Source organism: Streptomyces sp. NPDC102258, from assembly GCF_055584685.1.
Map to the genome: position 1 here is coordinate 126,686 of NZ_JBVJLO010000014.1, position 21,460 is coordinate 148,145.

At 72.3% G+C, this 21,460-nt stretch carries 22 protein-coding genes; 12 read left to right on the forward strand and 10 right to left on the reverse strand.

What is annotated here, in order from left to right:
* The first annotated feature begins 92 nt into the window (after positions 1–92).
* The 4 genes from ACZ6ZT_RS23270 to ACZ6ZT_RS23285 all read left to right on the forward strand — a co-directional run bounded on the left by ACZ6ZT_RS23270 (position 93) and on the right by ACZ6ZT_RS23285 (position 2,832).
* Entirely contained in the window at positions 93–1,685 is a 1,593-nt protein-coding gene (locus ACZ6ZT_RS23270; protein ID WP_469721741.1) for an acyl-CoA carboxylase subunit beta, read from the forward strand.
* Between the two features lie 21 nt (positions 1,686–1,706).
* Complete coding sequence (locus ACZ6ZT_RS23275) at positions 1,707–1,919, forward strand: acyl-CoA carboxylase epsilon subunit (protein ID WP_469721820.1); 213 nt, start codon at positions 1,707–1,709, stop codon at positions 1,917–1,919.
* Between the two features lie 103 nt (positions 1,920–2,022).
* A complete protein-coding gene (mmpB, locus tag ACZ6ZT_RS23280) occupies positions 2,023–2,157 on the forward strand; it encodes a morphogenic membrane protein MmpB (protein WP_469721742.1) in 135 nt (44 codons plus the stop codon).
* Between the two features lie 66 nt (positions 2,158–2,223).
* On the forward strand, positions 2,224–2,832 hold the full coding sequence (locus ACZ6ZT_RS23285) for a Maf family protein (RefSeq protein WP_469721743.1): 609 nt from the start codon (positions 2,224–2,226) through the stop codon (positions 2,830–2,832).
* On the opposite strand, the gene ACZ6ZT_RS23290 is transcribed toward ACZ6ZT_RS23285, so the two are convergent.
* The gene (locus ACZ6ZT_RS23290) at positions 2,813–3,259 is read right to left on the reverse strand and encodes a hypothetical protein (protein ID WP_469721744.1); all 447 of its coding nucleotides are present in this window, start codon (positions 3,257–3,259) and stop codon (positions 2,813–2,815) included. The genes ACZ6ZT_RS23285 and ACZ6ZT_RS23290 overlap by 20 nt on opposite strands.
* A gap of 377 nt (positions 3,260–3,636) precedes the next feature.
* Here ACZ6ZT_RS23290 and ACZ6ZT_RS23295 point away from each other — a divergent pair, with 377 nt between their 5' ends.
* Positions 3,637–5,400, forward strand: a complete 1,764-nt coding sequence (locus tag ACZ6ZT_RS23295) for an acetyl/propionyl/methylcrotonyl-CoA carboxylase subunit alpha (protein ID WP_469721745.1) — start codon at positions 3,637–3,639, stop codon at positions 5,398–5,400.
* Positions 5,401–5,551: 151 nt separating this feature from the next.
* Here the strand turns inward: ACZ6ZT_RS23295 and ACZ6ZT_RS23300 are convergent, their stop codons facing one another.
* Together ACZ6ZT_RS23300 and ACZ6ZT_RS23305 are read right to left on the reverse strand one after the other, a co-directional pair.
* Positions 5,552–6,526, reverse strand: a complete 975-nt coding sequence (locus tag ACZ6ZT_RS23300; RefSeq protein ID WP_469721747.1) for a DeoR/GlpR family DNA-binding transcription regulator — start codon at positions 6,524–6,526, stop codon at positions 5,552–5,554.
* Positions 6,527–6,712: 186 nt separating this feature from the next.
* A complete protein-coding gene (locus ACZ6ZT_RS23305; RefSeq protein ID WP_469721748.1) occupies positions 6,713–8,152 on the reverse strand; it encodes an NAD(P)H-quinone dehydrogenase in 1,440 nt (479 codons plus the stop codon).
* Positions 8,153–8,335: 183 nt separating this feature from the next.
* Between ACZ6ZT_RS23305 and ACZ6ZT_RS23310 the strand changes: the two genes are divergently transcribed.
* The 3 genes from ACZ6ZT_RS23310 (at position 8,336) to ACZ6ZT_RS23320 (ending at position 11,416) form a co-directional block, all read left to right on the forward strand.
* Positions 8,336–8,773 carry a gamma-glutamylcyclotransferase family protein gene (locus tag ACZ6ZT_RS23310; protein ID WP_267012594.1) on the forward strand — a complete coding sequence of 146 codons (438 nt, stop codon included), beginning with the start codon at positions 8,336–8,338 and terminating at the stop codon, positions 8,771–8,773.
* Between the two features lie 161 nt (positions 8,774–8,934).
* Positions 8,935–9,741 carry a purine-nucleoside phosphorylase gene (locus ACZ6ZT_RS23315; protein WP_469721750.1) on the forward strand — a complete coding sequence of 269 codons (807 nt, stop codon included), beginning with the start codon at positions 8,935–8,937 and terminating at the stop codon, positions 9,739–9,741.
* 28 nt (positions 9,742–9,769) lie between these two features.
* Complete coding sequence (locus ACZ6ZT_RS23320; protein ID WP_469721751.1) at positions 9,770–11,416, forward strand: phospho-sugar mutase; 1,647 nt, start codon at positions 9,770–9,772, stop codon at positions 11,414–11,416.
* 97 nt (positions 11,417–11,513) lie between these two features.
* On the opposite strand, the gene ACZ6ZT_RS23325 is transcribed toward ACZ6ZT_RS23320, so the two are convergent.
* Genes ACZ6ZT_RS23325 through afsQ1 form a run of 3 tightly spaced genes read right to left on the reverse strand, consistent with a single transcriptional unit; the run spans position 11,514 to position 14,306 of the window.
* Positions 11,514–12,161, reverse strand: a complete 648-nt coding sequence (locus ACZ6ZT_RS23325) for a hypothetical protein (RefSeq protein WP_469721752.1) — start codon at positions 12,159–12,161, stop codon at positions 11,514–11,516.
* Positions 12,145–13,632: a sensor histidine kinase gene (locus ACZ6ZT_RS23330; protein ID WP_469721754.1), complete on the reverse strand. Its 1,488-nt coding sequence runs from the start codon at positions 13,630–13,632 to the stop codon at positions 12,145–12,147. The genes ACZ6ZT_RS23325 and ACZ6ZT_RS23330 overlap by 17 nt, the downstream gene beginning before the upstream one ends.
* Positions 13,629–14,306: a two-component system response regulator AfsQ1 gene (gene afsQ1, locus ACZ6ZT_RS23335; RefSeq protein WP_180291024.1), complete on the reverse strand. Its 678-nt coding sequence runs from the start codon at positions 14,304–14,306 to the stop codon at positions 13,629–13,631. The genes ACZ6ZT_RS23330 and afsQ1 overlap by 4 nt, the downstream gene beginning before the upstream one ends.
* Before the next feature lie 173 nt (positions 14,307–14,479).
* Here afsQ1 and ACZ6ZT_RS23340 point away from each other — a divergent pair, with 173 nt between their 5' ends.
* Positions 14,480–15,187 (forward strand): SigE family RNA polymerase sigma factor, encoded by a 708-nt coding sequence (locus ACZ6ZT_RS23340; RefSeq protein WP_469721755.1) that lies wholly within the window; start codon positions 14,480–14,482, stop codon positions 15,185–15,187.
* A 155-nt stretch (positions 15,188–15,342) separates the two neighbouring features.
* Here ACZ6ZT_RS23340 and ACZ6ZT_RS23345 read toward each other — a convergent pair whose 3' ends face one another.
* Positions 15,343–15,978 (reverse strand): uridine kinase family protein, encoded by a 636-nt coding sequence (locus ACZ6ZT_RS23345; protein WP_469721756.1) that lies wholly within the window; start codon positions 15,976–15,978, stop codon positions 15,343–15,345.
* Between the two features lie 198 nt (positions 15,979–16,176).
* Here ACZ6ZT_RS23345 and ACZ6ZT_RS23350 point away from each other — a divergent pair, with 198 nt between their 5' ends.
* Positions 16,177–16,527: a hypothetical protein gene (locus ACZ6ZT_RS23350; protein ID WP_469721757.1), complete on the forward strand. Its 351-nt coding sequence runs from the start codon at positions 16,177–16,179 to the stop codon at positions 16,525–16,527.
* Positions 16,528–16,650: 123 nt separating this feature from the next.
* Here ACZ6ZT_RS23350 and ACZ6ZT_RS23355 read toward each other — a convergent pair whose 3' ends face one another.
* From ACZ6ZT_RS23355 to deoC, 3 genes are read right to left on the reverse strand one after another with little or no spacing between them, the layout of a single operon-like run.
* Positions 16,651–17,550, reverse strand: coding sequence for an aldehyde dehydrogenase family protein (locus ACZ6ZT_RS23355; RefSeq protein ID WP_469721758.1), 900 nt, complete (start codon positions 17,548–17,550; stop codon positions 16,651–16,653).
* Positions 17,543–18,985: an aldehyde dehydrogenase family protein gene (locus tag ACZ6ZT_RS23360; RefSeq protein ID WP_469721759.1), complete on the reverse strand. Its 1,443-nt coding sequence runs from the start codon at positions 18,983–18,985 to the stop codon at positions 17,543–17,545. Before ACZ6ZT_RS23360 ends, ACZ6ZT_RS23355 begins: the two co-directional genes overlap by 8 nt.
* A 7-nt stretch (positions 18,986–18,992) precedes the next feature.
* Positions 18,993–19,955 (reverse strand): deoxyribose-phosphate aldolase, encoded by a 963-nt coding sequence (gene deoC, locus ACZ6ZT_RS23365; protein WP_469721821.1) that lies wholly within the window; start codon positions 19,953–19,955, stop codon positions 18,993–18,995.
* 138 nt (positions 19,956–20,093) lie between these two features.
* Between deoC and ACZ6ZT_RS23370 the strand changes: the two genes are divergently transcribed.
* The gene (locus ACZ6ZT_RS23370) at positions 20,094–20,717 is read left to right on the forward strand and encodes a PH domain-containing protein (RefSeq protein ID WP_469721760.1); all 624 of its coding nucleotides are present in this window, start codon (positions 20,094–20,096) and stop codon (positions 20,715–20,717) included.
* An 82-nt stretch (positions 20,718–20,799) separates the two neighbouring features.
* A complete protein-coding gene (locus tag ACZ6ZT_RS23375) occupies positions 20,800–21,414 on the forward strand; it encodes a VanZ family protein (RefSeq protein WP_469721761.1) in 615 nt (204 codons plus the stop codon).
* Positions 21,415–21,460 lie beyond the last annotated feature (46 nt).

Below are 21,460 nucleotides of genomic sequence, written 5' to 3' on the forward strand. Positions count from 1 at the left end.
CGCCATGCCCGCCGATACGCTACGCACCAGTAGCCAGCAGCAGTCATGCAATTGACCAGGCAGTTGACACCACACAGGGAGCCGCGACCCCGATGTCACAACCCTCAGAGCCGATCGACATGCACACGACCGCGGGCAAGCTCGCGGATCTCCGCCGCCGGGTGGAGGAAGCCACCCACGCCGGTTCCGAGCGGGCCGTCGAGAAGCAGCACGCCAAAGGCAAGCTGACGGCGCGTGAGCGGGTGGAGTTGCTCCTGGACGAGGGGTCCTTCGTCGAGCTGGACGAGTTCGCCCGGCACCGTTCGACCGCCTTCGGGCTGGAGAAGACGCGCCCCTACGGCGACGGCGTCGTCACCGGCTACGGCACGGTCGACGGCCGGCCGGTGGCCGTGTTCTCGCAGGACTTCACCGTCTTCGGCGGGGCCCTCGGCGAGGTCTACGGCCAGAAGATCATCAAGGTGATGGACTTCGCCCTCAAGACCGGCTGCCCGGTCATCGGCATCAACGACTCCGGCGGCGCCCGCATCCAGGAGGGCGTGAGCGCGCTCGGGATGTACGGCGAGATCTTCCGCCGCAACGTCCACGCCTCCGGCGTGATCCCGCAGATCAGCCTGGTCGTCGGGCCGTGCGCCGGCGGGGCCGTGTACTCCCCGGCCATCACCGACTTCACCGTCATGGTCGACCAGACCTCGCACATGTTCATCACCGGCCCGGACGTCATCAAGACGGTCACCGGCGAGGACGTCGGCTTCGAGGAGCTCGGCGGCGCCCGTACGCACAACAGCACCTCAGGCGTCGCGCACCACATGGCGGGCGACGAGAAGGACGCCGTCGAGTACGTCAAGTCGCTGCTGGCCTACCTGCCGTCGAACAACCTCTCCGAGCCGCCCGCGTTCCCGGAGGAGGCGGACACCACGGTCTCCGCGTCCGACCTGGAGCTCGACACGCTGATCCCCGACAGCGCGAACCAGCCGTACGACATGCACACCGTGATCGAGCACGTGCTGGACGAGGGCGAGTTCCTGGAGACGCAGTCGCTGTTCGCCCCGAACATCCTCACCGGCTTCGGCCGCGTCGAGGGGCATCCGGTGGGCATCGTCGCCAACCAGCCGATGCAGTTCGCCGGCTGCCTGGACATCAACGCCTCCGAGAAGGCGGCGCGCTTCGTGCGGACCTGCGACGCCTTCAACGTGCCGGTGCTGACCTTCGTCGACGTCCCGGGCTTCCTGCCGGGCATCGACCAGGAGTACAACGGCATCATCCGGCGCGGCGCGAAGCTCATCTACGCCTACGCCGAGGCGACCGTCCCGCTGATCACCGTCATCACCCGCAAGGCCTTCGGCGGCGCCTACGACGTCATGGGCTCCAAGCACCTCGGCGCGGACCTGAACCTGGCCTGGCCGACCGCGCAGATCGCCGTCATGGGTGCGCAGGGGGCGGTGAACATCCTGCACCGGCGCACGATCGCCGAAGCGGGGGAGAATGAGGTGGAGGAGGTGCGCGCCCGGCTGATCAGCGAGTACGAGGACACGCTGCTCAACCCCTACACGGCCGCCGAGCGCGGTTACATCGACGCGGTGACCATGCCGTCCGAGACCCGCGCCCAGGTGATCAAGGGGCTCCGCCAGCTGCGCACCAAGCGGGAGTCCCTGCCCCCGAAGAAGCACGGCAACATCCCCCTCTAGGCCCCCGAGGAGCTCACCGTGATGATCAAGGTCGTCAAGGGCAACCCGACCCCCGAGGAGCTGGCCGCCGCACTGGCGGTGGTCCAAGCGCGCGCGGCGGCGCTGGCCTCGGCCCCGTCGGGCGCGCCCCGGGTCCAGGACGAGTGGGCGTCCCCGCGCCGCGTGGCGCGGCGGCGGCTGCCGCAGCCCGGCCCGCACGCGTGGGGACGTACGTACTGGCCTCCCCAGGGCTGAGCCGGCCGCGGGCCCCGCGTCCGGGAAACATGGCGCGAACGGATGGTGGCGCCTGAGTACGGGTACTCAGGCGCCACCGTCGTGCCGGGACCAGGATCGGGGCATGCTCTGGTCAGACCCGAAGGACGAGCCGCCGAAGGACATGCGCGACGCCCAGGCGATGCTGCGGCGGATGCTGGTGGTCCTCGCCCTGGCGGTGGCCGTCGGGGTGTACGTGCTCGGCGTCGCGCCGTTCTAGCCCCCTACCCGGGGCATCCCCCGCCCCGTTCCGGGGGCCGGTGCGGGCCGCCCTACGATGGCCCCCATGACCGTAGAGCCACAGCGCACGCTCGTCCTCGCCTCCGCCTCCCCCGCCCGGCTGAACCTGCTGCGGCAGGCCGGCCTGGCCCCGCACGTGATCGTCAGCGGCTTCGACGAGGACACCCTGGACCACGACGAGCCGGCCGCCCTCGCCCTGGCCCTGGCCGAGGCCAAGGCGGCCGTCGTGGCGGGCCTGGAGGAGGCCGCGGGCGCGCTGGTGATCGGCTGCGACTCGGTGCTGGAGCTGGACGGCGAGGCCCTCGGCAAGCCGGCCGACGCCGCCGAGGCCACCGCCCGCTGGACGGCGATGCGCGGCCGGGCCGGCGTGCTGCGCACGGGCCACTGCGTGATCGACACGGCGACCGGCCGTCAGGTCTCGGCGACCGCCTCCACGACGGTCCGCTTCGGCGAGCCGACGGACGCGGAGGTGGCGGCGTACGTGGCGAGCGGCGAGCCGCTGCACGTGGCGGGGGCGTTCACCCTGGACGGCCTGTCGGCGCCGTTCATCGACGGCATCGACGGGGACCCGGGCAACGTCATCGGCCTCTCGCTGCCGCTGCTGCGCTCCCTGCTGGGCGAACTGGGCCTGTCGATCACGGATTTGTGGGCCTGAGCCCGGCTCCCCGCGGTTCCGGTTCCGGTTCCGCCCGGTCCGCCGCGTAGAGCATCAGGGTCAGGACGAGCAGGCACAGGATCAGCATCGTCGCCGCGAAGGCGCCCCAGCCGACGAGTCCCACGGCGAGGGCGCCGAGCAGGACGTGGGTGAGGGCGGCGGCGATGATCACGACACGGGCGAAGCGGCCGGGCGCCCGGTCCCGTACGGCGGTCAGGGCGAGCAGGACGGCGCACAGCAGCAGGAAGCCGCCCATGACGGCGCCCAGGCCGTAGGTGGCCGTGGACATGAGGCCGGGGTCCATCCCGGCGACGGACATCGACTGGTTCGCGGTGGTCTTCCCGAGCACGAGGTGGACGAGGACCAGGACCGCCGCCTCCACGGCCAGGGCGAGCGCGCCCAGCCCGGCCACGAGTCTGCGCAGCACGACGCCCCCATCCCCCGTACACCACAAGCGTGTTCGACGCCCTGGAGGCTACTAACGAGTAAACCTGCGGACAAGGGGGCGGGGCGGCTTCGTTACGAGAGGCTTTCGTGACGGCTCTCACTCAAAGAATGCATAGGCCGTTCGTAGGGACTCGACAAAGAATCAGCAGGGGCCGCTGACCCGCCGAACAGAGACCTTCTCCGCGCAACGGGGTTACTGTGCAGTCGGGGATCTCCCTGACCTGGGGCAACACAAGGGCTTTCGCGCTGGAGGGACGCTCGCGTCACCCTCCGTGTGGGCAAGCTCACCACCGGGGAAGGGTCGAAAGGCCGTGTCGGCTGTCCCTAAACTCAGCTTGTTTCAAGGAGGGAGCCATCGTGCGCAAGGTGCTCATCGCCAACCGTGGCGAAATCGCTGTCCGCGTTGCCCGGGCCTGCCGGGATGCCGGGATCGCGAGCGTAGCCGTCTACGCCGATCCGGACCGGGACGCCCTGCACGTCCGCGCGGCAGACGAAGCTTTCGCGTTGGGCGGTGACACCCCGGCCGCCAGCTACCTCGACTTCGCGAAGGTCCTGCAGGCCGCGGCGGACTCCGGGGCCGACGCGATCCATCCCGGGTACGGGTTCCTGTCCGAGAACGCCGAGTTCGCCCAGGCCGTCCTCGACGCGGGCCTGACCTGGATCGGCCCGCCGCCGCAGGCCATCCGCGACCTCGGTGACAAGGTCGCCGCCCGCCACATCGCCCAGCGGGCCGGCGCGCCGCTGGTCGCGGGCACCCCCGACCCGGTCGCCGGGTCGGACGAGGTCGTCGCGTTCGCCGAGGAGCACGGCCTGCCGATCGCGATCAAGGCCGCGTTCGGCGGTGGAGGCCGCGGTCTGAAGGTCGCCCGCACCATCGAGGAGATCCCCGAGCTGTACGACTCGGCGGTGCGCGAGGCGGTGGCCGCGTTCGGCCGCGGCGAGTGCTTCGTCGAGCGTTACCTCGACAAGCCGCGTCACGTCGAGACGCAGTGCCTGGCCGACACCCACGGCAACGTCGTGGTCGTCTCCACCCGCGACTGCTCCCTCCAGCGCCGCCACCAGAAGCTCGTCGAGGAGGCCCCGGCGCCGTTCCTGACGCAGGCCCAGAACGAGGAGCTGTACGCGGCCTCCAAGGCCATCCTGAAGGAGGCCGGCTACGTCGGCGCGGGCACGGTGGAGTTCCTGGTCTCCGCCGACGGCCTGATCTCCTTCCTGGAGGTCAACACCCGCCTCCAGGTCGAGCACCCGGTCACCGAAGAGGTCTCCGGCATCGACCTGGTACGGGAGATGTTCCGCATCGCCGACGGCGAGGAACTGGGCTACGGCGACCCCGTCCTGCGCGGCCACTCCATCGAGTTCCGCATCAACGGCGAGGACCCGGGCCGCGGCTTCCTGCCCGCCCCCGGCACCGTCACGAAGTTCGCCCCGCCCACCGGCCCGGGCGTGCGCCTGGACACCGGCGTGGAATCCGGCTCGGTGATCGGGCCGGCCTGGGACTCGCTGCTGGCCAAGCTGATCGTCACCGGCGCCACCCGCGAGCAGGCCCTCCAGCGTGCCGCGCGCGCCCTGGCGGAGTTCGAGGTCGAGGGCATGGCCACCGCCATCCCCTTCCACCGCGCCGTCGTCACCGACCCCGCGTTCGCCCCCGCCGACGGGAGCCCGTTCACGGTCTACACGCGGTGGATCGAGACGGAGTTCGTCAACGAGATCCCCGCGTTCACCGCGCCGGCGGCCGAGGAGGCCGAGGACGAGCCGGGCCGGGAGACCGTCGTGGTCGAGGTCGGCGGCAAGCGCCTGGAGGTCTCCCTGCCGTCCTCGCTGGGCATGACCCTGGCCCGTACGGCGGCCGCGGGCGGCGCCAAGCCCAAGCGGCGGGCGGCGAAGAAGTCGGGTCCGGCGGCCTCGGGTGACACGCTGGCCTCGCCCATGCAGGGCACGATCGTGAAGGTCGCGGTCGAGGAGGGCCAGCAGGTCAACGAGGGCGACCTGATCGTGGTCCTGGAGGCCATGAAGATGGAGCAGCCCCTGAACGCACACCGCTCGGGCACCATCGTGGGCCTGAGCGCCGACGTCGGCGCCTCCCTCACCTCCGGCGCCACCATCTGCGAGATCAAGGACTGACCTCCCGGACTCCCGCTGTGACGTGTGACGAGGCCCCGCCCGGTTCCCCGGGCGGGGCCTCGTCGTCGTCCGGACCCGCGTTCGGGTGGTGTCCGGCGGGCCACCCTGGCGGGAGCCGCCCGGCGGACACCGTCCGTACGCGGATCCGGGGTCAGCGGCGCCGCATGTCGGCGACGCGGGCCCGTTCCCCGGCCTGCTGCTCCAGCATCGAGGCGGGCGCGCTGCGCAGCTGGGCGGTGGGGCCGCCGCGCCGCTGGACCGGCAGCGGGGACTCGCGACGGGGCCTGCGGCCCTGCATGCCGTCCCCGCCGGCGCCGCCGCCGTGGCCCCCGCCGGAGGCCACCGCGGCGCCCGCCACGGTGATCTGCACCCCCTGGTCGGCCAGCGCCTGGAGCTCCGTGGCGGCCCGGTCGTCGTGCGGCGGCGGCTCGTCCGTCACCAGCCGCGTCATGACGTCCGTCGGCACGGTCTGGAACATGGTGTCGGTGCCGAGCTTCGTGTGGTCGGCGAGCACCACCACCTCGGCCGCGGCCTGCACCAGCGCCCGGTCCACGCTCGCGGAGAGCATGTTGGAGGTGGACAGTCCGCGCTCGGCGGTCAGCCCGCTCCCGGACAGGAAGGCCCGCGAGACCCGCAGCCCCTGGAGGGACTGCTCGGCGCCGCTGCCCACGAGGGCGTAGTTGGACCCGCGCAGGGTGCCGCCGGTCATCACCACCTCCACCCGGTTGGCGTGCGCCAGGGCCTGGGCGACGAGCAGCGAGTTGGTGACGACGGTGAGGCCGGGCACCCGGGCGAGCCGGCGCGCCAGCTCCTGGGTGGTGGTCCCCGCGCCGACGACCACGGCCTCGCCCTCTTCGACGAGGCCGGCCGCGACATCGGCGATGGCGGTCTTCTCCGCCGTCGCGAGGTGGGACTTTTGCGGAAAGCCGGACTCCCGCGTGAAACCGCCCGGCAAGACCGCACCGCCGTGCCGGCGGTCGAGGAGTCCTTCTGCCTCCAGTGCCCGCACGTCCCGCCGTACGGTCACTTCGGAGGTCTGGACGACGCGGGCGAGCTCACGGAGCGAAACGGCTCCGTTGGCGCGCACCATTTCGAGGATCAATTGGCGACGTTCTGCAGCGAACACGAAACTGACAGTAACCCCAGCGACCGTCTGCTTTCAGCTCTTTGCGCCGGAATACCGAAGTTGTCCATACTGCGGGCCGACCAGTGGTATACGCGGTGCGGCCGCCGGGCGAATTGCCGCGACGCACCCGCACCTCGGGCCATCCTCCGCCCCAACCCGCGTACGGGAAGGGGCGGTTGGCCGCCCCTACACCTCTTCGGCCGCCTTGCGGGTGTGCAGCTGGCGGGCGACTTCGGCGATCGAACCGGACAGGGAGGGGTACACGGTGAACGCTTTTGCGATCTGCTCGACCGTCAGGTTGTTGTCGACGGCGATCGAGATCGGGTGGATCAGCTCACTGGCGCGCGGCGCGACGACCACGCCGCCGACCACGATGCCGGTGCCCGGACGGCAGAAGAGCTTCACGAAACCGTCCCGGATGCCCTGCATCTTCGCGCGCGGGTTGCGCAGCAGCGGCAGCTTGACCACGCGGGCGTCGATCTTGCCGGCGTCCACGTCGGCCTGGGTGTAGCCGACGGTGGCGATCTCCGGGTCGGTGAAGACGTTCGAGGAGACCGTCTTCAGGTTGAGCGGGGTCACCGCGTCGCCGAGGAAGTGGTACATCGCGATGCGGCCCTGCATGGCGGCCACGGAGGCGAGCGCGAAGACGCCCGTGACGTCACCGGCCGCGTACACGCCCGGAGAGGTGGTGCGGGAGACCTTGTCGGTCCAGATGTGGCCGGAGTCCTTGAGCCGGACCCCGGACTCCTCCAGGTTCATGTCCCGGGTGTTCGGGATGGCGCCGACGGCCATCAGGCAGTGGCTGCCGGTGATGACGCGCCCGTCGGAGAGGGTGACCTCGACCCGGTCGCCCACCCGCTTGACGGACTCGGCGCGCGAACGGCCGACGACGTTCATGCCGCGGCGGCGGAAGACGTCCTCCAGGACCGCCGCCGCGTCGGGGTCCTCGCCCGGCAGCACGCGGTCGCGCGAGGAGACCAGCGTCACCCGGGAGCCGAGGGCCTGGTACGCGCCGGCGAACTCGGCGCCGGTGACACCGGAGCCGACCACGATCAGTTCCTCGGGGAGCTCCTCCAGGTCGTAGACCTGGGTCCAGTTCAGGATCCGCTCGCCGTCGGGCATCGCGTCCGGGATCTCCCGGGGGTGGCCGCCGGTCGCGATGAGCACCGCGTCGGCGGTCAGGATGGTCTCGGTGCCGTCGGCGGCCGTGACGATGACGTCCCGGGTGCCGTCGATGCCCTGCGGGCCGCCGAGCTTGCCGCGGCCGCGCAGGACGCGGGCGCCGGCCCGGGTCACGGAGGCCGTGATGTCGTGGGACTGGGCGAGCGCGAGGCGCTTGACGCGCCGGTTCACCTTGCCGAGGTCCACGCCGACGACGCGCGCGGCCTGCTCGATGTGCGGGGTGTCGTCCGCGACGACGATCCCCAGTTCCTCGTACGACGAGTCGAAGGTCGTCATGACCTCGGCGGTCGCGATGAGGGTCTTCGAGGGCACGCAGTCGGTGAGCACCGACGCCCCGCCCAGACCGTCGCAGTCGACGACGGTCACCTCCGCGCCGAGCTGGGCCCCCACCAGGGCCGCCTCATACCCGCCGGGTCCGCCGCCGATGATCACGATCCGGGTCACGAAAAGTCCGCCTCACGTCTACCCGGCCGGCTGCCGCCCCGGCCGGTGTTCCGGGGGGTCTCCCCGGGGGATGCATTCCGTCCTCCATTGTCCCGCACTCCTCAAGGTGCTTCTCCCCCGGTCCCGCACGGGTGGGCCATCCGGGCACGCGGTCCGGGGCGCCCCTCCCGTACCCTCGACCTCATGTCGCTCTACGCCGCGTACGCCGGCAACCTCGACCCGCGGCTGATGACGCGCCGCGCTCCGCATTCGCCGCTGCGCGGCACGGGCTGGATCAACGACTGGCGGCTGACCTTCGGCGGCGAGCAGATGGGCTGGGAGGGCGCCCTCGCCACGGTCGTCGAAGCCCCCCGCCACCAGGTCTTCGTCGCCCTCTACGACATCGCTCCGCTGGACGAGGACTCCATGGACCGCTGGGAGGGCGTCGGGCTGGACATCTACCGGCGCATGCGGATCCGGGTCCACACCCTGGACGGCGAGGAGGCCGCGTGGGTGTACGTCCTGAACGGGTACGAGGGCGGCCTGCCCTCGGCGCGGTACCTCGGCGAGATCGCCGACGCCGCGGAATCGGCCGGGGCTCCGCACGACTACGTGATGGAACTCCGCAAGCGCCCGTGCTGATCGCGGCCGGATCCCCGCCCCATCCCCGCCTGATCTCCACTTGATCTTCGCCCGGCCGCGAGCGGCCGGGGACGATTCGGTGAAAACGACAAGGCAACGATCCGAACACCGTGAGCTGCGCCATCTACGCGCGTAGGCCGAGAGCGGTTACGCTCGTCCGCGTGAACGCATCTGTTACCGACCCCTTCGCCGCCGCCGACGCCGCCGCCACCCGCCTGCGCGAGCTGACCGGCGTCGATTCCCACGATGTCGCCCTCGTCATGGGCTCCGGCTGGGCTCCCGCCGCCGAGGCGCTGGGCGCGCCCGAGGCCGAGTTCCCGGTCACCGACCTGCCCGGCTTCCCGCCCCCGGCCGTCGAGGGCCACGGCGGCAAGATCCGCTCGTACAAGATCGGCGAGAAGCGCGCGCTGCTCTTCCTCGGCCGGACCCACTACTACGAGGGCCGCGGCGTCGCCGCCGTCGCCCACGGTGTCCGCACCGCCGTCGCCGCCGGCTGCAAGACCGTCGTGCTGACCAACGGCTGCGGTGGTCTGCGCGAGGGCATGAAGCCCGGCCAGCCGGTCCTGATCAGCGACCACCTCAACCTGACGGCGACCTCGCCGATCGTCGGCGCGAACTTCGTGGACCTCACCGACCTCTACTCGCCCCGCCTGCGCGCGATGTGCAAGGAGATCGACGAGACCCTCGAAGAGGGCGTCTACGTCCAGTTCCCCGGCCCCCACTACGAGACCCCGGCCGAGATCAACATGATCCGCGTCATGGGCGCCGACCTGGTCGGCATGTCCACCGTGCTGGAGGCCATCGCCGCCCGTGAGGCCGGCGCCGAGGTGCTGGGCATCTCCCTGGTCACCAACCTGGCGGCGGGCCTGTCCGGCGAGCCGCTGAACCACGAAGAGGTGCTCCAGGCCGGCCGTGACTCGGCCTCCCGGATGGGCACGCTGCTGACGCAGGTACTCGCCCGCATCTGATCGACGTACGAGAGGTAAGGCGGAAGCAGTGCAGGAACAGGACGACCTGATCACCCGGGCGCAGGCCTGGCTGGCCGAGGACCCCGACCCGGAGACGGCGGCCGAGCTCCGCCGCCTCGTCGAGGCGGGCGACACGGCGGAACTCGCGGACCGTTTCTCCGGCACGCTCCAGTTCGGCACCGCCGGACTGCGCGGCGAGCTCGGCGCGGGCCCGATGCGGATGAACCGCGCCGTGGTCATCCGGGCCGCGGCGGGCCTGGCGGCCTACCTGAAGGCCCAGGGCCACGACGGCGGCCTGGTCGTCGTCGGCTACGACGCGCGCTACAAGTCGGCGGACTTCGCCCGCGACACCGCCGCCGTGATGACCGGCGCCGGTCTGCGCGCGGCCGTACTCCCCCGGCCCCTGCCGACGCCCGTCCTCGCGTTCGCCATAAGGCACCTGGGGGCCGTCGCCGGCGTCGAGGTGACCGCGAGCCACAACCCGCCCCGGGACAACGGCTACAAGGTCTACCTCGGCGACGGCTCGCAGATCGTCTCCCCGGCGGACGCCGAGATCGCGGCGCGGATCGACGCCGTCCCCTCGCTCTCCGCCGTCCCGCGCCCGGAGTCCGGCTGGGAGGACCTCGGCGACGAGGTCCTGGAGGCCTACCTGGCCCGTACGGACGCCGTCCTGACCCCCGGGTCCCCCCGGGGCGTGCGGACCGTCTACACGGCCATGCACGGCGTCGGCAAGGACGTCGTGATGGCCGCCTTCGCCCGCCACGGCTTCCCGGCCCCCGTCCTGGTCGCCGAGCAGGCGGAACCGGACCCGGCCTTCCCGACGGTCGCCTTCCCTAACCCGGAGGAGCCGGGCGCGATGGACCTGTCCTTCGCGAAGGCCGCCGAGGTGGGCCCGGACATCGTCATCGCCAACGACCCGGACGCCGACCGCTGCGCGGTGGCCGTCCCGGACGACGGCGGCTGGCGGATGCTCCGCGGCGACGAGGTCGGCGCGCTCCTGGCCGCCCACCTGGTCCACAAGGGCGCCCGGGGCACCTTCGCGGAGTCCATCGTCTCCTCCTCGCTCCTGGGCCGGATCGCCGAGGCCGCGGGCCTGCCGTACGAGGAGACCCTGACCGGCTTCAAGTGGATCTCCCGGGTCGAGGGCCTGCGCTACGGCTACGAGGAGGCCCTCGGCTACTGCGTGGACCCCGAGGGCGTCCGCGACAAGGACGGCGTCACGGCCGCCCTCCTGGTCGCCGAGCTGGCCTCGGAGCTCAAGGAGCAGGGCCGCACCCTGACCGACCTCCTGGACGACCTGGCGATGGCCCACGGCCTGCACGCCACCGACCAGCTCTCGGTCCGCGTCTCGGACCTCTCGCTGATCACCTCGGCGATGTCCCGGCTCCGCGCCGAGCCCCCGGCCTCGCTGGCGGGCCTGCGCGTCGTCTCGGCGGAGGACCTGTCCCGGGGCACGGAGACCCTGCCCCCCACGGACGGCCTGCGCTACCACCTGGACGGCGACCACAAGGCCCGCGTCATCGTCCGCCCCTCCGGCACCGAGCCCAAGCTCAAGTGCTACCTGGAGGTAGTGGTCCCGGTCCCGGACGCCCCGTCCCTCACCCCGTCCCGCACCCGCGCCCGGGAAACCCTGGAAGCGATCAAAAAGGACCTCGCAGCGGCGATGGGCCTCTAGCCCACGCACCGACGGCCCCCCGAACTCCGGTTCAGGGGGCCGTCGGCGTTCCAGGGAGCCGTGTCACCGCCGCAGACGCCGTGCCGGGCCCCGGCCCTCAGCCCCTCGACGGCGAAGCGGGCGGGGAGGCCGACGGGCGGACCAGTTCGCCCAGGGTGGGGACCGACTCCGGGCGGGAGCGGACCGCGTCCGTGCATTCCCAGGCGCGGGGCGGGTCCGCGTCCGGGCCGCCGAGGACCACCGGGCCCGGGCCCGCCGAGACGGTGTCGCTCGCCGCCAGGGTGCACACCACCTGTGCCAGCGCCACCGGCGGCAGGTCCTCCGGCTTGCGGCTGAGCCGTACCGTGCCCGCCGGGTCGCCCGGCCGGGTGGGGCCGACCGACAGCCCGTCCGGGACCCCGGTCGTGAAGCCGGCGTCGCGTTCCGCCCCCGAGGGGGCCTTCTCCAGCGTCTCCAGCAGCGCCTGCGCCACCAGCACCACGGGATCGCGTCCGGCCCGCTTCTCCGGCACCGGCACCACCCGGTCCACCCCGACCAGCTGCGATCCGCACACCAGTTCCACGGGGGCCCGGAAGCCCTGTGCGCCGCTCTCCCCGGGCGCCTGCGCCGGCGTGTCGCAGGACACCCGCGAGGGCGCCGCCCCCACGTCCACCGGCACGGTGGTGGCCCGGATCCCGCACCCGGACAGGCCCCATGCGGCCAGCACGGCCACCGCCACGACCGTCCCCCTACGCGTCCCCGTCACCCGCGCTCACCTTCCCCACGTCCATCGGCAGGCGCAGCGTGAACACGGCCCCGCCGTCCGGCCCGTTCGCGGCCGTGATGTCACCGCCGTGGATGTGCGCGTTCTCCATGGCGATGGACAGCCCCAGCCCGCTGCCGTCCGACTTCGGCCGCGACGCGCTCGCCTTGTAGAACCGGTCGAAGACGTGCGGCAGCACCTCCTCGGGAATCCCGGGCCCGTTGTCCCTGACCGCGATCACCAGCTGTTCCCCCTCCACGGCCACCGACACCCGCACCGGCGAGCCGCCGTGCTTGAGCGCGTTGCCGATCAGGTTGGCCAGGATCACGTCGAGCCGCCTCGGGTCGAGCCGCGCCACGATCCCGCGCCCGGCGTCGAGTTCGACGGCGTCGAGCCAGGCCCGGGCGTCGATGCACGCCGTGACCTGGTCGGCGACGTTCACGTCGTCCAGCACCAGCCGCGCCGTCCCCGCGTCGAAGCGGGTGACCTCCATCAGGTTCTCCACCAGGTCGTTCAGCCGCCGCGTCTCGCTCACGACGAGCCCGACCGCCGGTGCGATCATCGGATCGAGGTCGTCGACCTCCTCCTCCAGCACCTCGGCCACCGCCGTCAGCGCCGTCAGCGGCGTGCGCAGTTCGTGCGACATGTCCGCCACGAACCGCCGGCTCGCCTCCTCGCGCGCGCTCATGTCGGCGACCTTCTTCTCCAGCGCCTCCGCCGTCATGTTGAAGGTGTGCGCCAGGTCCGCGAGTTCATCGGTGCCCGACACCTCCAGCCGGTGGTCCAGCTCCCCCTCGCCGAGCCGCCGCGCCGCGTCCCCGAGCCGCTGTACGGGCTTGAGCACGGTCCGCGCCGCCGCCTGCGCGAGCAGCGCCGAGCCGAGCAGCGCCAGGCCCGTCGCGATGGTCAGCGACCAGCCCAGGGCGTTGAGGTCGTCCCGTTCGGTGGCCAGCGACTTGTACATGTAGCCGGTCGGCCCGCCGCCCACGATGCGGGTGCCGCCGACCAGGTACGGGTTGCCGTTCGGCTTCGTCCGCTGCCAGTACATGTGGTACTCGGCGTCGTTCGCGGCCGTCGTCTTCTGCCGGTCGTTCACCGCGTGCTGGAGCGAGGCCGGTACGTCGTCCAGCCCGAAGGAGTCCGCCCCCGCCGCGCCGAACGCCTTGCGGCCGTCCTTGCGTTCGTGCACCAGCAGCACGCTGTACCCGGGGCTGCTGCCCGCCATCAGCTCGGCGGTGCGCTGCAGCTCCTCGGCCGTCGGGTCGGCGGGCAGCGCCGCCGCCCGGTTCTGCATCTCCTGGCGGAAGTCGCCGAGGGCCGCGTCCTGGGTACGGGTGAGCACCGCCTCCCGGTTGAGCCAGTACGCGATCCCGGAAGCGGAGACCGCGGCCGTCAGCGCGACCAGCGCGAACACCACCAGCAGCCGCAGCCGCAGGCTGGTCCAGCGCCGGCCCGCGAACAGGGCTCTGATCACTGCGGGGAGTCCAGCCGGTAGCCGACGCCGCGGACGGTACGGATCAGCGTCGGCGAGGACGGCACCTCCTCGACCTTCGCGCGCAGCCGCTGCACGCAGGCGTCGACGAGCCGCGAGTCACCGAGGTAGTCGTGCTCCCACACCAGGCGCAGCAACTGCTGGCGCGACAGCGCCTGACCGGGCCGGCGGCTGAGCTCCAGGAGCAGCCGCAGCTCGGTCGGGGTGAGCTGGAGGTCCTCGCCGTTCTTCGTCACGGTCATGGCGGCGCGGTCGATGACGAGGGACCCGAACACGGCGGAGTCGCTGGCCTCCCGCTCGCCACGGCGCAGCACGGCCCGGATCCGGGCGTCGAGCACCCGGCCCTGGACGGGCTTGACCACGTAGTCGTCGGCGCCCGACTCCAGGCCCACGACGACATCGATGTCGTCACTGCGGGCGGTGAGCAGGATGATCGGCAGCTGGTCGGTGCGCCGGATCCGCCGGCACACCTCGAAGCCGTCGATCCCGGGCAGCATCACGTCCAGCACGATCAGGTCCGGCCGCTGCTCGCGCAGCAGTTTCAGGCCGTCCTCGCCCGTCGCCGCGGTGGCCACACGGTGGCCCTGGCGTGACAGGGAAAGTTCGAGGGCCGTGCGGATGGCGTCGTCGTCCTCGATCAGCAACAGGAAAGGCACGCGCTCATTCTGTCCCATCGGCCGTCGGGACTTCGACCGTCCGGCGCGGTGGACGCACGCGCGGGTGGCTGTGACAGGCCTGTGACAGTCGCAGGACAGCCCGGTTATGTCGGACGGGCAGGCTTCTGTCATCAAGCACGGACCGAAGCAGACTCCACGACGGGGGGCGCGAGATGAACACGCTGCACAGCACCACGACCAGCGCGGTCGTCACGCGGCTGCACGATGTGAACCGCCGGGCGGGTGTCCGTAACGTCACGGTCGCCCGTCCGCGGCCGGCACACGTCACAGCCATTGACGCGAACCAGTACCAGACGGTTCCCGCGACGCGGACGACCGCGCCGACCGTTTCCTCCACCTCGGAGGCGGAGTTCACGGCGTACGTCCAGGAGCGGCGGGCGGCGCTGTACGCGACGGCCTTCCACCTCACCGGTGACCGCCACGAGGCGGAGGACCTGCTGCAGAGCGCGCTGTTCTCCACGTACCGCGCCTGGGACCGGATCAGCGACAAGGCGGCCGTCGGCGGCTACCTGCGGCGGACGATGACCAACCTGCACATCAGCGCCTGGCGCCGGCGCAAGCTGAACGAGTACCCGACCGAGGAACTGCCGGAAACGGCCGCGGACACGGACTCGATGCGCGGTACGGAGCTGCGGGCGGTGCTGTGGCAGGCGCTGGCCCGGATCCCGGAGCCGCAGCGCACGATGCTGGTGCTGCGCTACTACGAGGGCCGTACGGACCCGGAGATCGCGGAGATCCTCGGGATCAGCGTCGGCACCGTGAAGTCGAGCATCTGGCGCTCGCTGCGCCGGCTGCGGGACGACGAGGTGCTGAGCTTCGGGCGCGACGAGGCGGAGTCCTTCGGGGAGCTCGTCGCGTAACACGACCATGGGTCCAGGGGGCCGTCCTACGGGGGTGGGACGGGGACCGCGGGGGAAAAAGGCGGGATCAAGCGGCCGGGGGTCCGCGTGATCCCGCCTTTTTTACGTGTCCACATGCCCGGGCGCGCGCCCGTCGGGCCGGCCGGGCGGAACGCTCAGGCCGGGGCCGTCGCCGTGCGGTGGCGGCCGGCCGCGGCGGCGGCCAGCCGGCCGAGGGCCTCGTCGCGGCCGCAGGCGTGCGCGCCGAGGGCGATGTGACGGGCGACGATGCCGCGTTCGGCCCGCATCAGGCGCCATCCCCTGCGCAGCAGGAACGGCAGGGACTTGCGGCCCTCGCGCAGGTCACGGGCGAGGCGGCGGCGGAAGGTGGTCGAGGGCCGGCCGCGCAGGCAGATCGCGTCGGCGAGCAGCCCCAGTTCCTGGCACCGGGCGACGATGTCGGCGGCGAAGATCCCCTCCGCTATGAACAGCGGGGTCCGCGCGATGTCGAGGGTCTCGGTGCCGGTCCGCGAGGAGGTGGCGAGGGAGTACTCGGGGACCTCGGTGCGGCCGGTCGCGCAGAGTTCGGCGATGGCCGCGACGGCGGTGTCCGCGTCCCAGGACAGCGGGGAGTCCCAGTCGATGTCGGAGCTGCCCTCCACGAGCGGGAGCGTGGGGTCCGTCGCCTCCTTGTAGAAGTCGTCCAGGCGCAGCACGGGCAGGCCCGAGCGGGCCGCGAGCCGGGACTTGCCGGAGCCCGAGGGACCGGTCAGCAGGACGACGCGCGTGGGAAGGGGAGATGAACAGCTCACGGGTCACCAGTGTGGCGCATGACGGGCGGTATGGGCACACCGCCGGCGGCTCCTGCGACGACGCTCACACCGGCCCGGCGGGCGGGCCCGGCCCGGGCGGGCGGCCGGCCGCGCGGCCGGGCCGGCCGGAACTGGAATCCGGGAAGCCGTCTCGACTACCCTGTGTGCGCACGCGACTACGACCACAGGCGGGAACCCATGGCACGTCACGCAGCCCCCCACCCCTCCGCGAAGCGGCTCCGCGCCGCCGGCCTGACCCTCTCGATGGCCGGTGCGGCCCTGGCCGTGGCGGCCGGCGGGGCGCAGGCCGGTGAGCTCGACGTCCCGGCGGCCGTGTCGGGGGTGGTCGACCCGATCGCGAACCTCAAGGTCAACCCCCTGGCCCACACCGGCGTGGATCCCCTCGACAACGGGGTGGCGACCAAGGTCGCGGACTTCCCCTCCGTCGGTACGGGGATGGTCACCGGGACGCTGACCCGGGGGCCCTCGGTGGGCGAGCTGCCCGGCGCGGCCGTCTCCTCGCTGCTGGGGCCCGTACTCCCCAAGTAACCGCGCCCCGAAAGACGCGGGAACGGCTACGGAAACGGATACGGGAAGGCCCCGACAGCGCGGGGGACGCTGCCGGGGCCGGTTCTCGTGCGGGCTCTCCCGAGGAGGGCGCCCGCGGCGGGGCTAGTACGAGGAGCCGCCCGCGCCCAGCGAACCCGTCGGGTGCCAGACCGTCTTGGTTTCCAGGAAGGCGGTCATGCGGTGGGTGCCCGGGTCGGCGCTCCAGTCGTCCACAGGCTGTGGACGCAGGACGCGCTTGAGGTTGTCGGCCGCCGCGATCTCCAGCTCCTTGGCCAGGGACGCGTCCGCGCCGGCCAGATCGATCGCGTTGACGTCCTGGTGGGACGCCAGGTGCGGGCCCATCTCGGCGGCCTTGCCGGAGAGGATGTTGACGACGCCGCCCGGCAGGTCGGAGGTGGCCAGCACCTCGCCCAGGGAGAGCGCGGGAAGCGGGGACTTCTCGCTGGCGATCACGACGACGGTGTTGCCGGTCGCGATGACGGGGGCGATCACCGAGACCAGGCCCAGGAACGAGGAGTCCTGCGGGGCGACGACGGTGACGACGCCGGTCGGCTCCGGGGTGGAGAGGTTGAAGTACGGGCCCGCGACCGGGTTGGCCCCGCCCACGATCTGGCCGATCTTGTCGGTCCAGCCCGCGTACCAGACCCAGCGGTCGATCGCCGCGTCGACGACGGCGGCGGCCTTCGACTTGGACAGGCCCTCGGCCTCGCCGACCTCGCGGACGAACTGCTCGCGCCGGCCCTCCAGCATCTCGGCGACGCGGTAGAGGATCTGGCCCCGGTTGTACGCGGTCGCCCCCGACCAGCCGCCGAAGGCCTTGCGGGCGGCGACGACCGCGTCACGGGCGTCCTTGCGGGAGGACAGCGGGGCGTTGGCCAGCCAGTTGCCCTTGGAGTCGGTCACCTCGTACACCCGGCCGCTCTCGGAACGGGGGAACTTGCCCCCGACGTACAGCTTGTAGGTCTTGAAGACGCTCAGACGCGCCGACGACGACTCAGACATCGAGGTAGCCCTCCAGGCCGTGGCGGCCGCCCTCGCGGCCGAAGCCCGACTCCTTGTAACCGCCGAAGGGCGACGTCGGGTCGAACTTGTTGAACGTGTTGGCCCACACCACACCCGCGCGGAGCTTGTTCGCGACCGCGAGGATGCGCGAGCCCTTCTCCGTCCAGATGCCGGCGGACAGGCCGTACTGGCTGTTGTTGGCCTTCGCCACGGCCTCGTCGGGCGTGCGGAAGGTCAGGACGGACAGCACCGGGCCGAAGATCTCGTCGCGGGCGACGGTGTGCGCCTGGGTGACGTTCGTGAAGAGCGTCGGGGCGAACCAGTAGCCGGCGGACGGCAGCTCGCACGCCGGGGACCAGCGCTCGGCGCCCTCGGCCTCGCCGGTCTCCGCGAGCGCGGTGATCCGGGCGAGCTGTTCGGCGGAGTTGATCGCGCCGATGTCGGTGTTCTTGTCGAGCGGGTCGCCCAGGCGCAGCGTGGAGAGGCGGCGCTTGAGGGAGTGCAGCAGCTCGTCGTGGATCGACTCCTGGACCAGCAGGCGCGAGCCCGCGCAGCAGACCTGGCCCTGGTTGAAGAAGATGCCGGTGACGATGCCCTCGACGGCCTGGTCGATGGGGGCGTCGTCGAAGACGATGTTGGCGCCCTTGCCGCCCAGCTCCAGGGTGACCTTCTTGTCGGTGCCGGCGACGTGGCGGGCGATCTTCTTGCCCACGGCCGTGGAGCCGGTGAAGGCGACCTTGTTGACGTCGGGGTGCTCGACGAGGGCCGCGCCCGCGTCGCCGTAACCCGTGAGGATGTTGACGACGCCCTTGGGCAGGCCCGCCTGGCGGCAGATGTCCGCGAAGAACAGCGCCGACAGGGGCGTGGTCTCGGCGGGCTTCAGGACGACCGTGTTGCCGGTGGCGAGCGCCGGGGCGATCTTCCACGCCAGCATCAGCAGCGGGAAGTTCCACGGGATGACCTGGCCGGCCACGCCGAGGGGGCGCGGGTTCGCGCCGTATCCGGCGTGGTCGAGCTTGTCGGCCCAGCCCGCGTAGTAGAAGAAGTGCGCGGCGACCAGCGGGAGGTCCGCGTCGCGGGTCTCCCTGATCGGCTTGCCGTTGTCCAGGGTCTCCAGGACGGCCAGCTCGCGGCTGCGCTCCTGGATGATCCGGGCGATGCGGAAGAGGTACTTGGCGCGCTCGGAGCCGGGCAGCGCGGACCACTTCTCGAAGGCCTTGCGGGCGGCCCTGACGGCGCGGTCGACATCGGCGGCGCCGGCCTGGGCGACCTCGGAGAGGACTTCCTCGGTCGACGGCGAGACGGTCTTGAAGACCTTGCCGTCGGCGGCGTCGGTGAACTCGCCGTCGATGAAGAGTCCGTAGGAGGGGGCGATGTCGACGACCGAGCGGGACTCGGGGGCCGGTGCGTACGCGAAGAGGGAAGGCTTGTTCATGAGGGTCTCAGTCCACCGTCACGTAGTCGGGACCGGAGTAGCGGCCGGTGCTCAGCTTCTGGCGCTGCATGAGCAGGTCGTTCAGCAGGCTGGACGCGCCGAACCGGAACCAGTGGTTGGTCAGCCAGTCCTCGCCCACGGTCTCGTTGACCAGGACCAGGAACTTGAGCGCGTCCTTGGTGGTGCGGATGCCGCCGGCCGGCTTCACGCCGATCTGGATACCAGTCTGCTCCTTGAAGTCGCGGACGGCTTCGAGCATCAGCAGGGTGTTCGCGGGGGTGGCGTTGACGCCGACCTTGCCCGTGGAGGTCTTGATGAAGTCGGCGCCCGCGAGCATGCCGATCCAGGAGGCGCGGCGGATGTTGTCGTACGTCGACAGCTCGCCGGTCTCGAAGATCACCTTGAGCCGGGCGGCGCTCCCGTCGGGGCGTACGCAGGCCTCCTTGACGGCCTTGATCAGCTCGTACGTCTCCAGGTAGCGGCCGGCGAGGAAGGCGCCACGGTCGATGACCATGTCGATCTCGTCGGCGCCGGCGGCGACGGCGTCACGGGTGTCCGCGAGCTTGACGGGCAGGGCGGCGCGGCCCGCCGGGAAGGCGGTGGCGACGGAGGCGACCTTGACGTCGGCTCCGTTCAGCGCGGCCTTGGCGGTGGCCACCATGTCTGGATAGACGCAGACGGCGGCGGTCGTGGGGGTGCCGCGGTCGGTCGGGTCGGGGTGGACGGCCTTGGCGGAGAGGGCCCGGACCTTGCCCGGGGTGTCCGCACCCTCAAGCGTGGTCAGGTCGATCATCGAGATGGCCAGGTCGATGGCGAACGCCTTGGCCGTCGTCTTGATCGAGCGGGTGCCGAGGGAGGCCGCGCGGGCCTCCAGGCCGACTGCGTCTACGCCGGGCAGCCCGTGCAGGAAGCGGCGCAGCGCGCTGTCGGACGTCGTCACGTCAGCGAATGCGGTGAGGGTGGTGGGCATGGTCACCAGATGAGCATATCTACGCGCGTAGCGACCTGTCACCCCCCTCGTGCACACCAGAGCGTGACATCCGTCATCGGTGCGACGGCGCCGCCCGCGCGCGGGAGCCCGCGGGAGGCGTACGGCACAATCGGCGGCATGACTACGCCCTCCCCGCACGAGCCGGTCTACGCCGACCGCGTCTACCGCTCCCCCATGGCCGTCGTCACCGGGGTGCTGCTGCTCGCCCTGATCGGGTGGCTGTGCGGGGACGCCGTCGTACGGGGAGCGGGCGGGGCCCGCTGGGTCGCACTGGCCATCGCGCTGTGCGCGGTGCCGCTGACCGTCGCCTTCACCCTGCGGCCCGCCGTCTTCGCCAACGACGACCGGATGCGGGTGCGCAACCCGTTCCGGGTGATCACGCTGCCCTGGGCCGCCGTGGACGCGGTACGCGCCGGGTACTCGGCGGAGGTGCTGGCGCAGGGGTCGACGTACCAGCTCTGGTCGGTGCCGGTGTCGCTGCGCGAGCGGAAGAAGGCGGGCCGCAGGCTCAGCCGCCGTGACGCGCTGAGCGGCAAGGGTCTGACGGCGGCCGCCACGGACACCGCCGAGCCGCAGCGGGCCGCCGCCGACCGGGCCGTGGACGAGCTGCGGGAGCTGGCCGAGCGCGGGGCCGCGCGGCCCGGCGCGCAGGGCGAGGTCTCCGTGCGGTGGGCCTACGAGATCATCGTGCCCGCCGCCCTGGGCGCCATCGGCCTGGCCGTCCTGCTCGCCACGGGCTGACCCGCGCCCGGCGATCAGCGACGTGGGTCACTCGGACGGGCGGAGCGGAACCGGCGCCGCCGGGGGGCGCGTCCTCGCGGGTGTGCACCGTCATGAGGGCAGCGGCAGCGCCGCCACCGCCACACAGCTCCCGCTCCGGCTCCGCCTCCTGAGCGGGGCCCTGCTGGCCGCGCATCTGGTCCTCGTCGGATGGCTCACCCTGCGCCCGCTGGACGTCCCGTGGGCGGCGGCCGCGAACCTGGACCTGCTGGCGGGGATCCGCGCGGACCTCTCGTACGGGCCGCTGGAGGCCGCCCGCCGCATCGGCGACGGGGTGGCGCTGCTGGCCCCGTTGGGGGCGCTGCTGCCGCTGGCCGGGGGACGGCTCGCGCCCTCGCCGCTGTCCGCCTGGGTCTCGCTGGCGCGTACGGCGGCTGCGGCCGTGCTGATCTCCCTCTGCATCGAGATGCTCCAGACGGCGGTGCCGGGCCAGGTCGTGGACGTGGACTCGCTGCTGCTGAACACCCTCGGGGTGGTCCTCGTCCACCTCGCCGTCGTGCCGGCGCTGCGGGCCCGGGTGCGGCGCGCACGGGATCCGCGGGCTCAGGCGCCGGGGGCTCCGGGGAACCGGCCGGGTCAGGGGTCCACCCCGAGAATTACCAGGGTCGGACTCGGCCCCTGGACCGAGGTCCTTTCGGCGGTCCCGCGCGAATATTGAGGCATCGCGCGGAACGGAACGCACCGGGCGCGATCCGCCTCCGAAG

What these genes read in the sequence shown, in the direction of transcription:
- mmpB (WP_469721742.1), top strand. Translation starts at nt 2,023, where the DNA reads ATGCTCTGGTCAGACCCGAAGGACGAGCCGCCGAAGGACATGCGCGAC.
- ACZ6ZT_RS23370 (WP_469721760.1), top strand. Translation starts at nt 20,094, where the DNA reads ATGACTACGCCCTCCCCGCACGAGCCGGTCTACGCCGACCGCGTCTAC.
- ACZ6ZT_RS23350 (WP_469721757.1), top strand. Translation starts at nt 16,177, where the DNA reads ATGGCACGTCACGCAGCCCCCCACCCCTCCGCGAAGCGGCTCCGCGCC.
- ACZ6ZT_RS23275 (WP_469721820.1), top strand. Translation starts at nt 1,707, where the DNA reads ATGATCAAGGTCGTCAAGGGCAACCCGACCCCCGAGGAGCTGGCCGCC.
- ACZ6ZT_RS23270 (WP_469721741.1), top strand. Translation starts at nt 93, where the DNA reads ATGTCACAACCCTCAGAGCCGATCGACATGCACACGACCGCGGGCAAG.
- ACZ6ZT_RS23340 (WP_469721755.1), top strand. Translation starts at nt 14,480, where the DNA reads ATGAACACGCTGCACAGCACCACGACCAGCGCGGTCGTCACGCGGCTG.
- ACZ6ZT_RS23355 (WP_469721758.1), bottom strand. Translation starts at nt 17,550, where the DNA reads ATGTCTGAGTCGTCGTCGGCGCGTCTGAGCGTCTTCAAGACCTACAAG.
- ACZ6ZT_RS23285 (WP_469721743.1), top strand. Translation starts at nt 2,224, where the DNA reads ATGACCGTAGAGCCACAGCGCACGCTCGTCCTCGCCTCCGCCTCCCCC.
- ACZ6ZT_RS23310 (WP_267012594.1), top strand. Translation starts at nt 8,336, where the DNA reads ATGTCGCTCTACGCCGCGTACGCCGGCAACCTCGACCCGCGGCTGATG.
- deoC (WP_469721821.1), bottom strand. Translation starts at nt 19,955, where the DNA reads ATGCCCACCACCCTCACCGCATTCGCTGACGTGACGACGTCCGACAGC.
- ACZ6ZT_RS23360 (WP_469721759.1), bottom strand. Translation starts at nt 18,985, where the DNA reads ATGAACAAGCCTTCCCTCTTCGCGTACGCACCGGCCCCCGAGTCCCGC.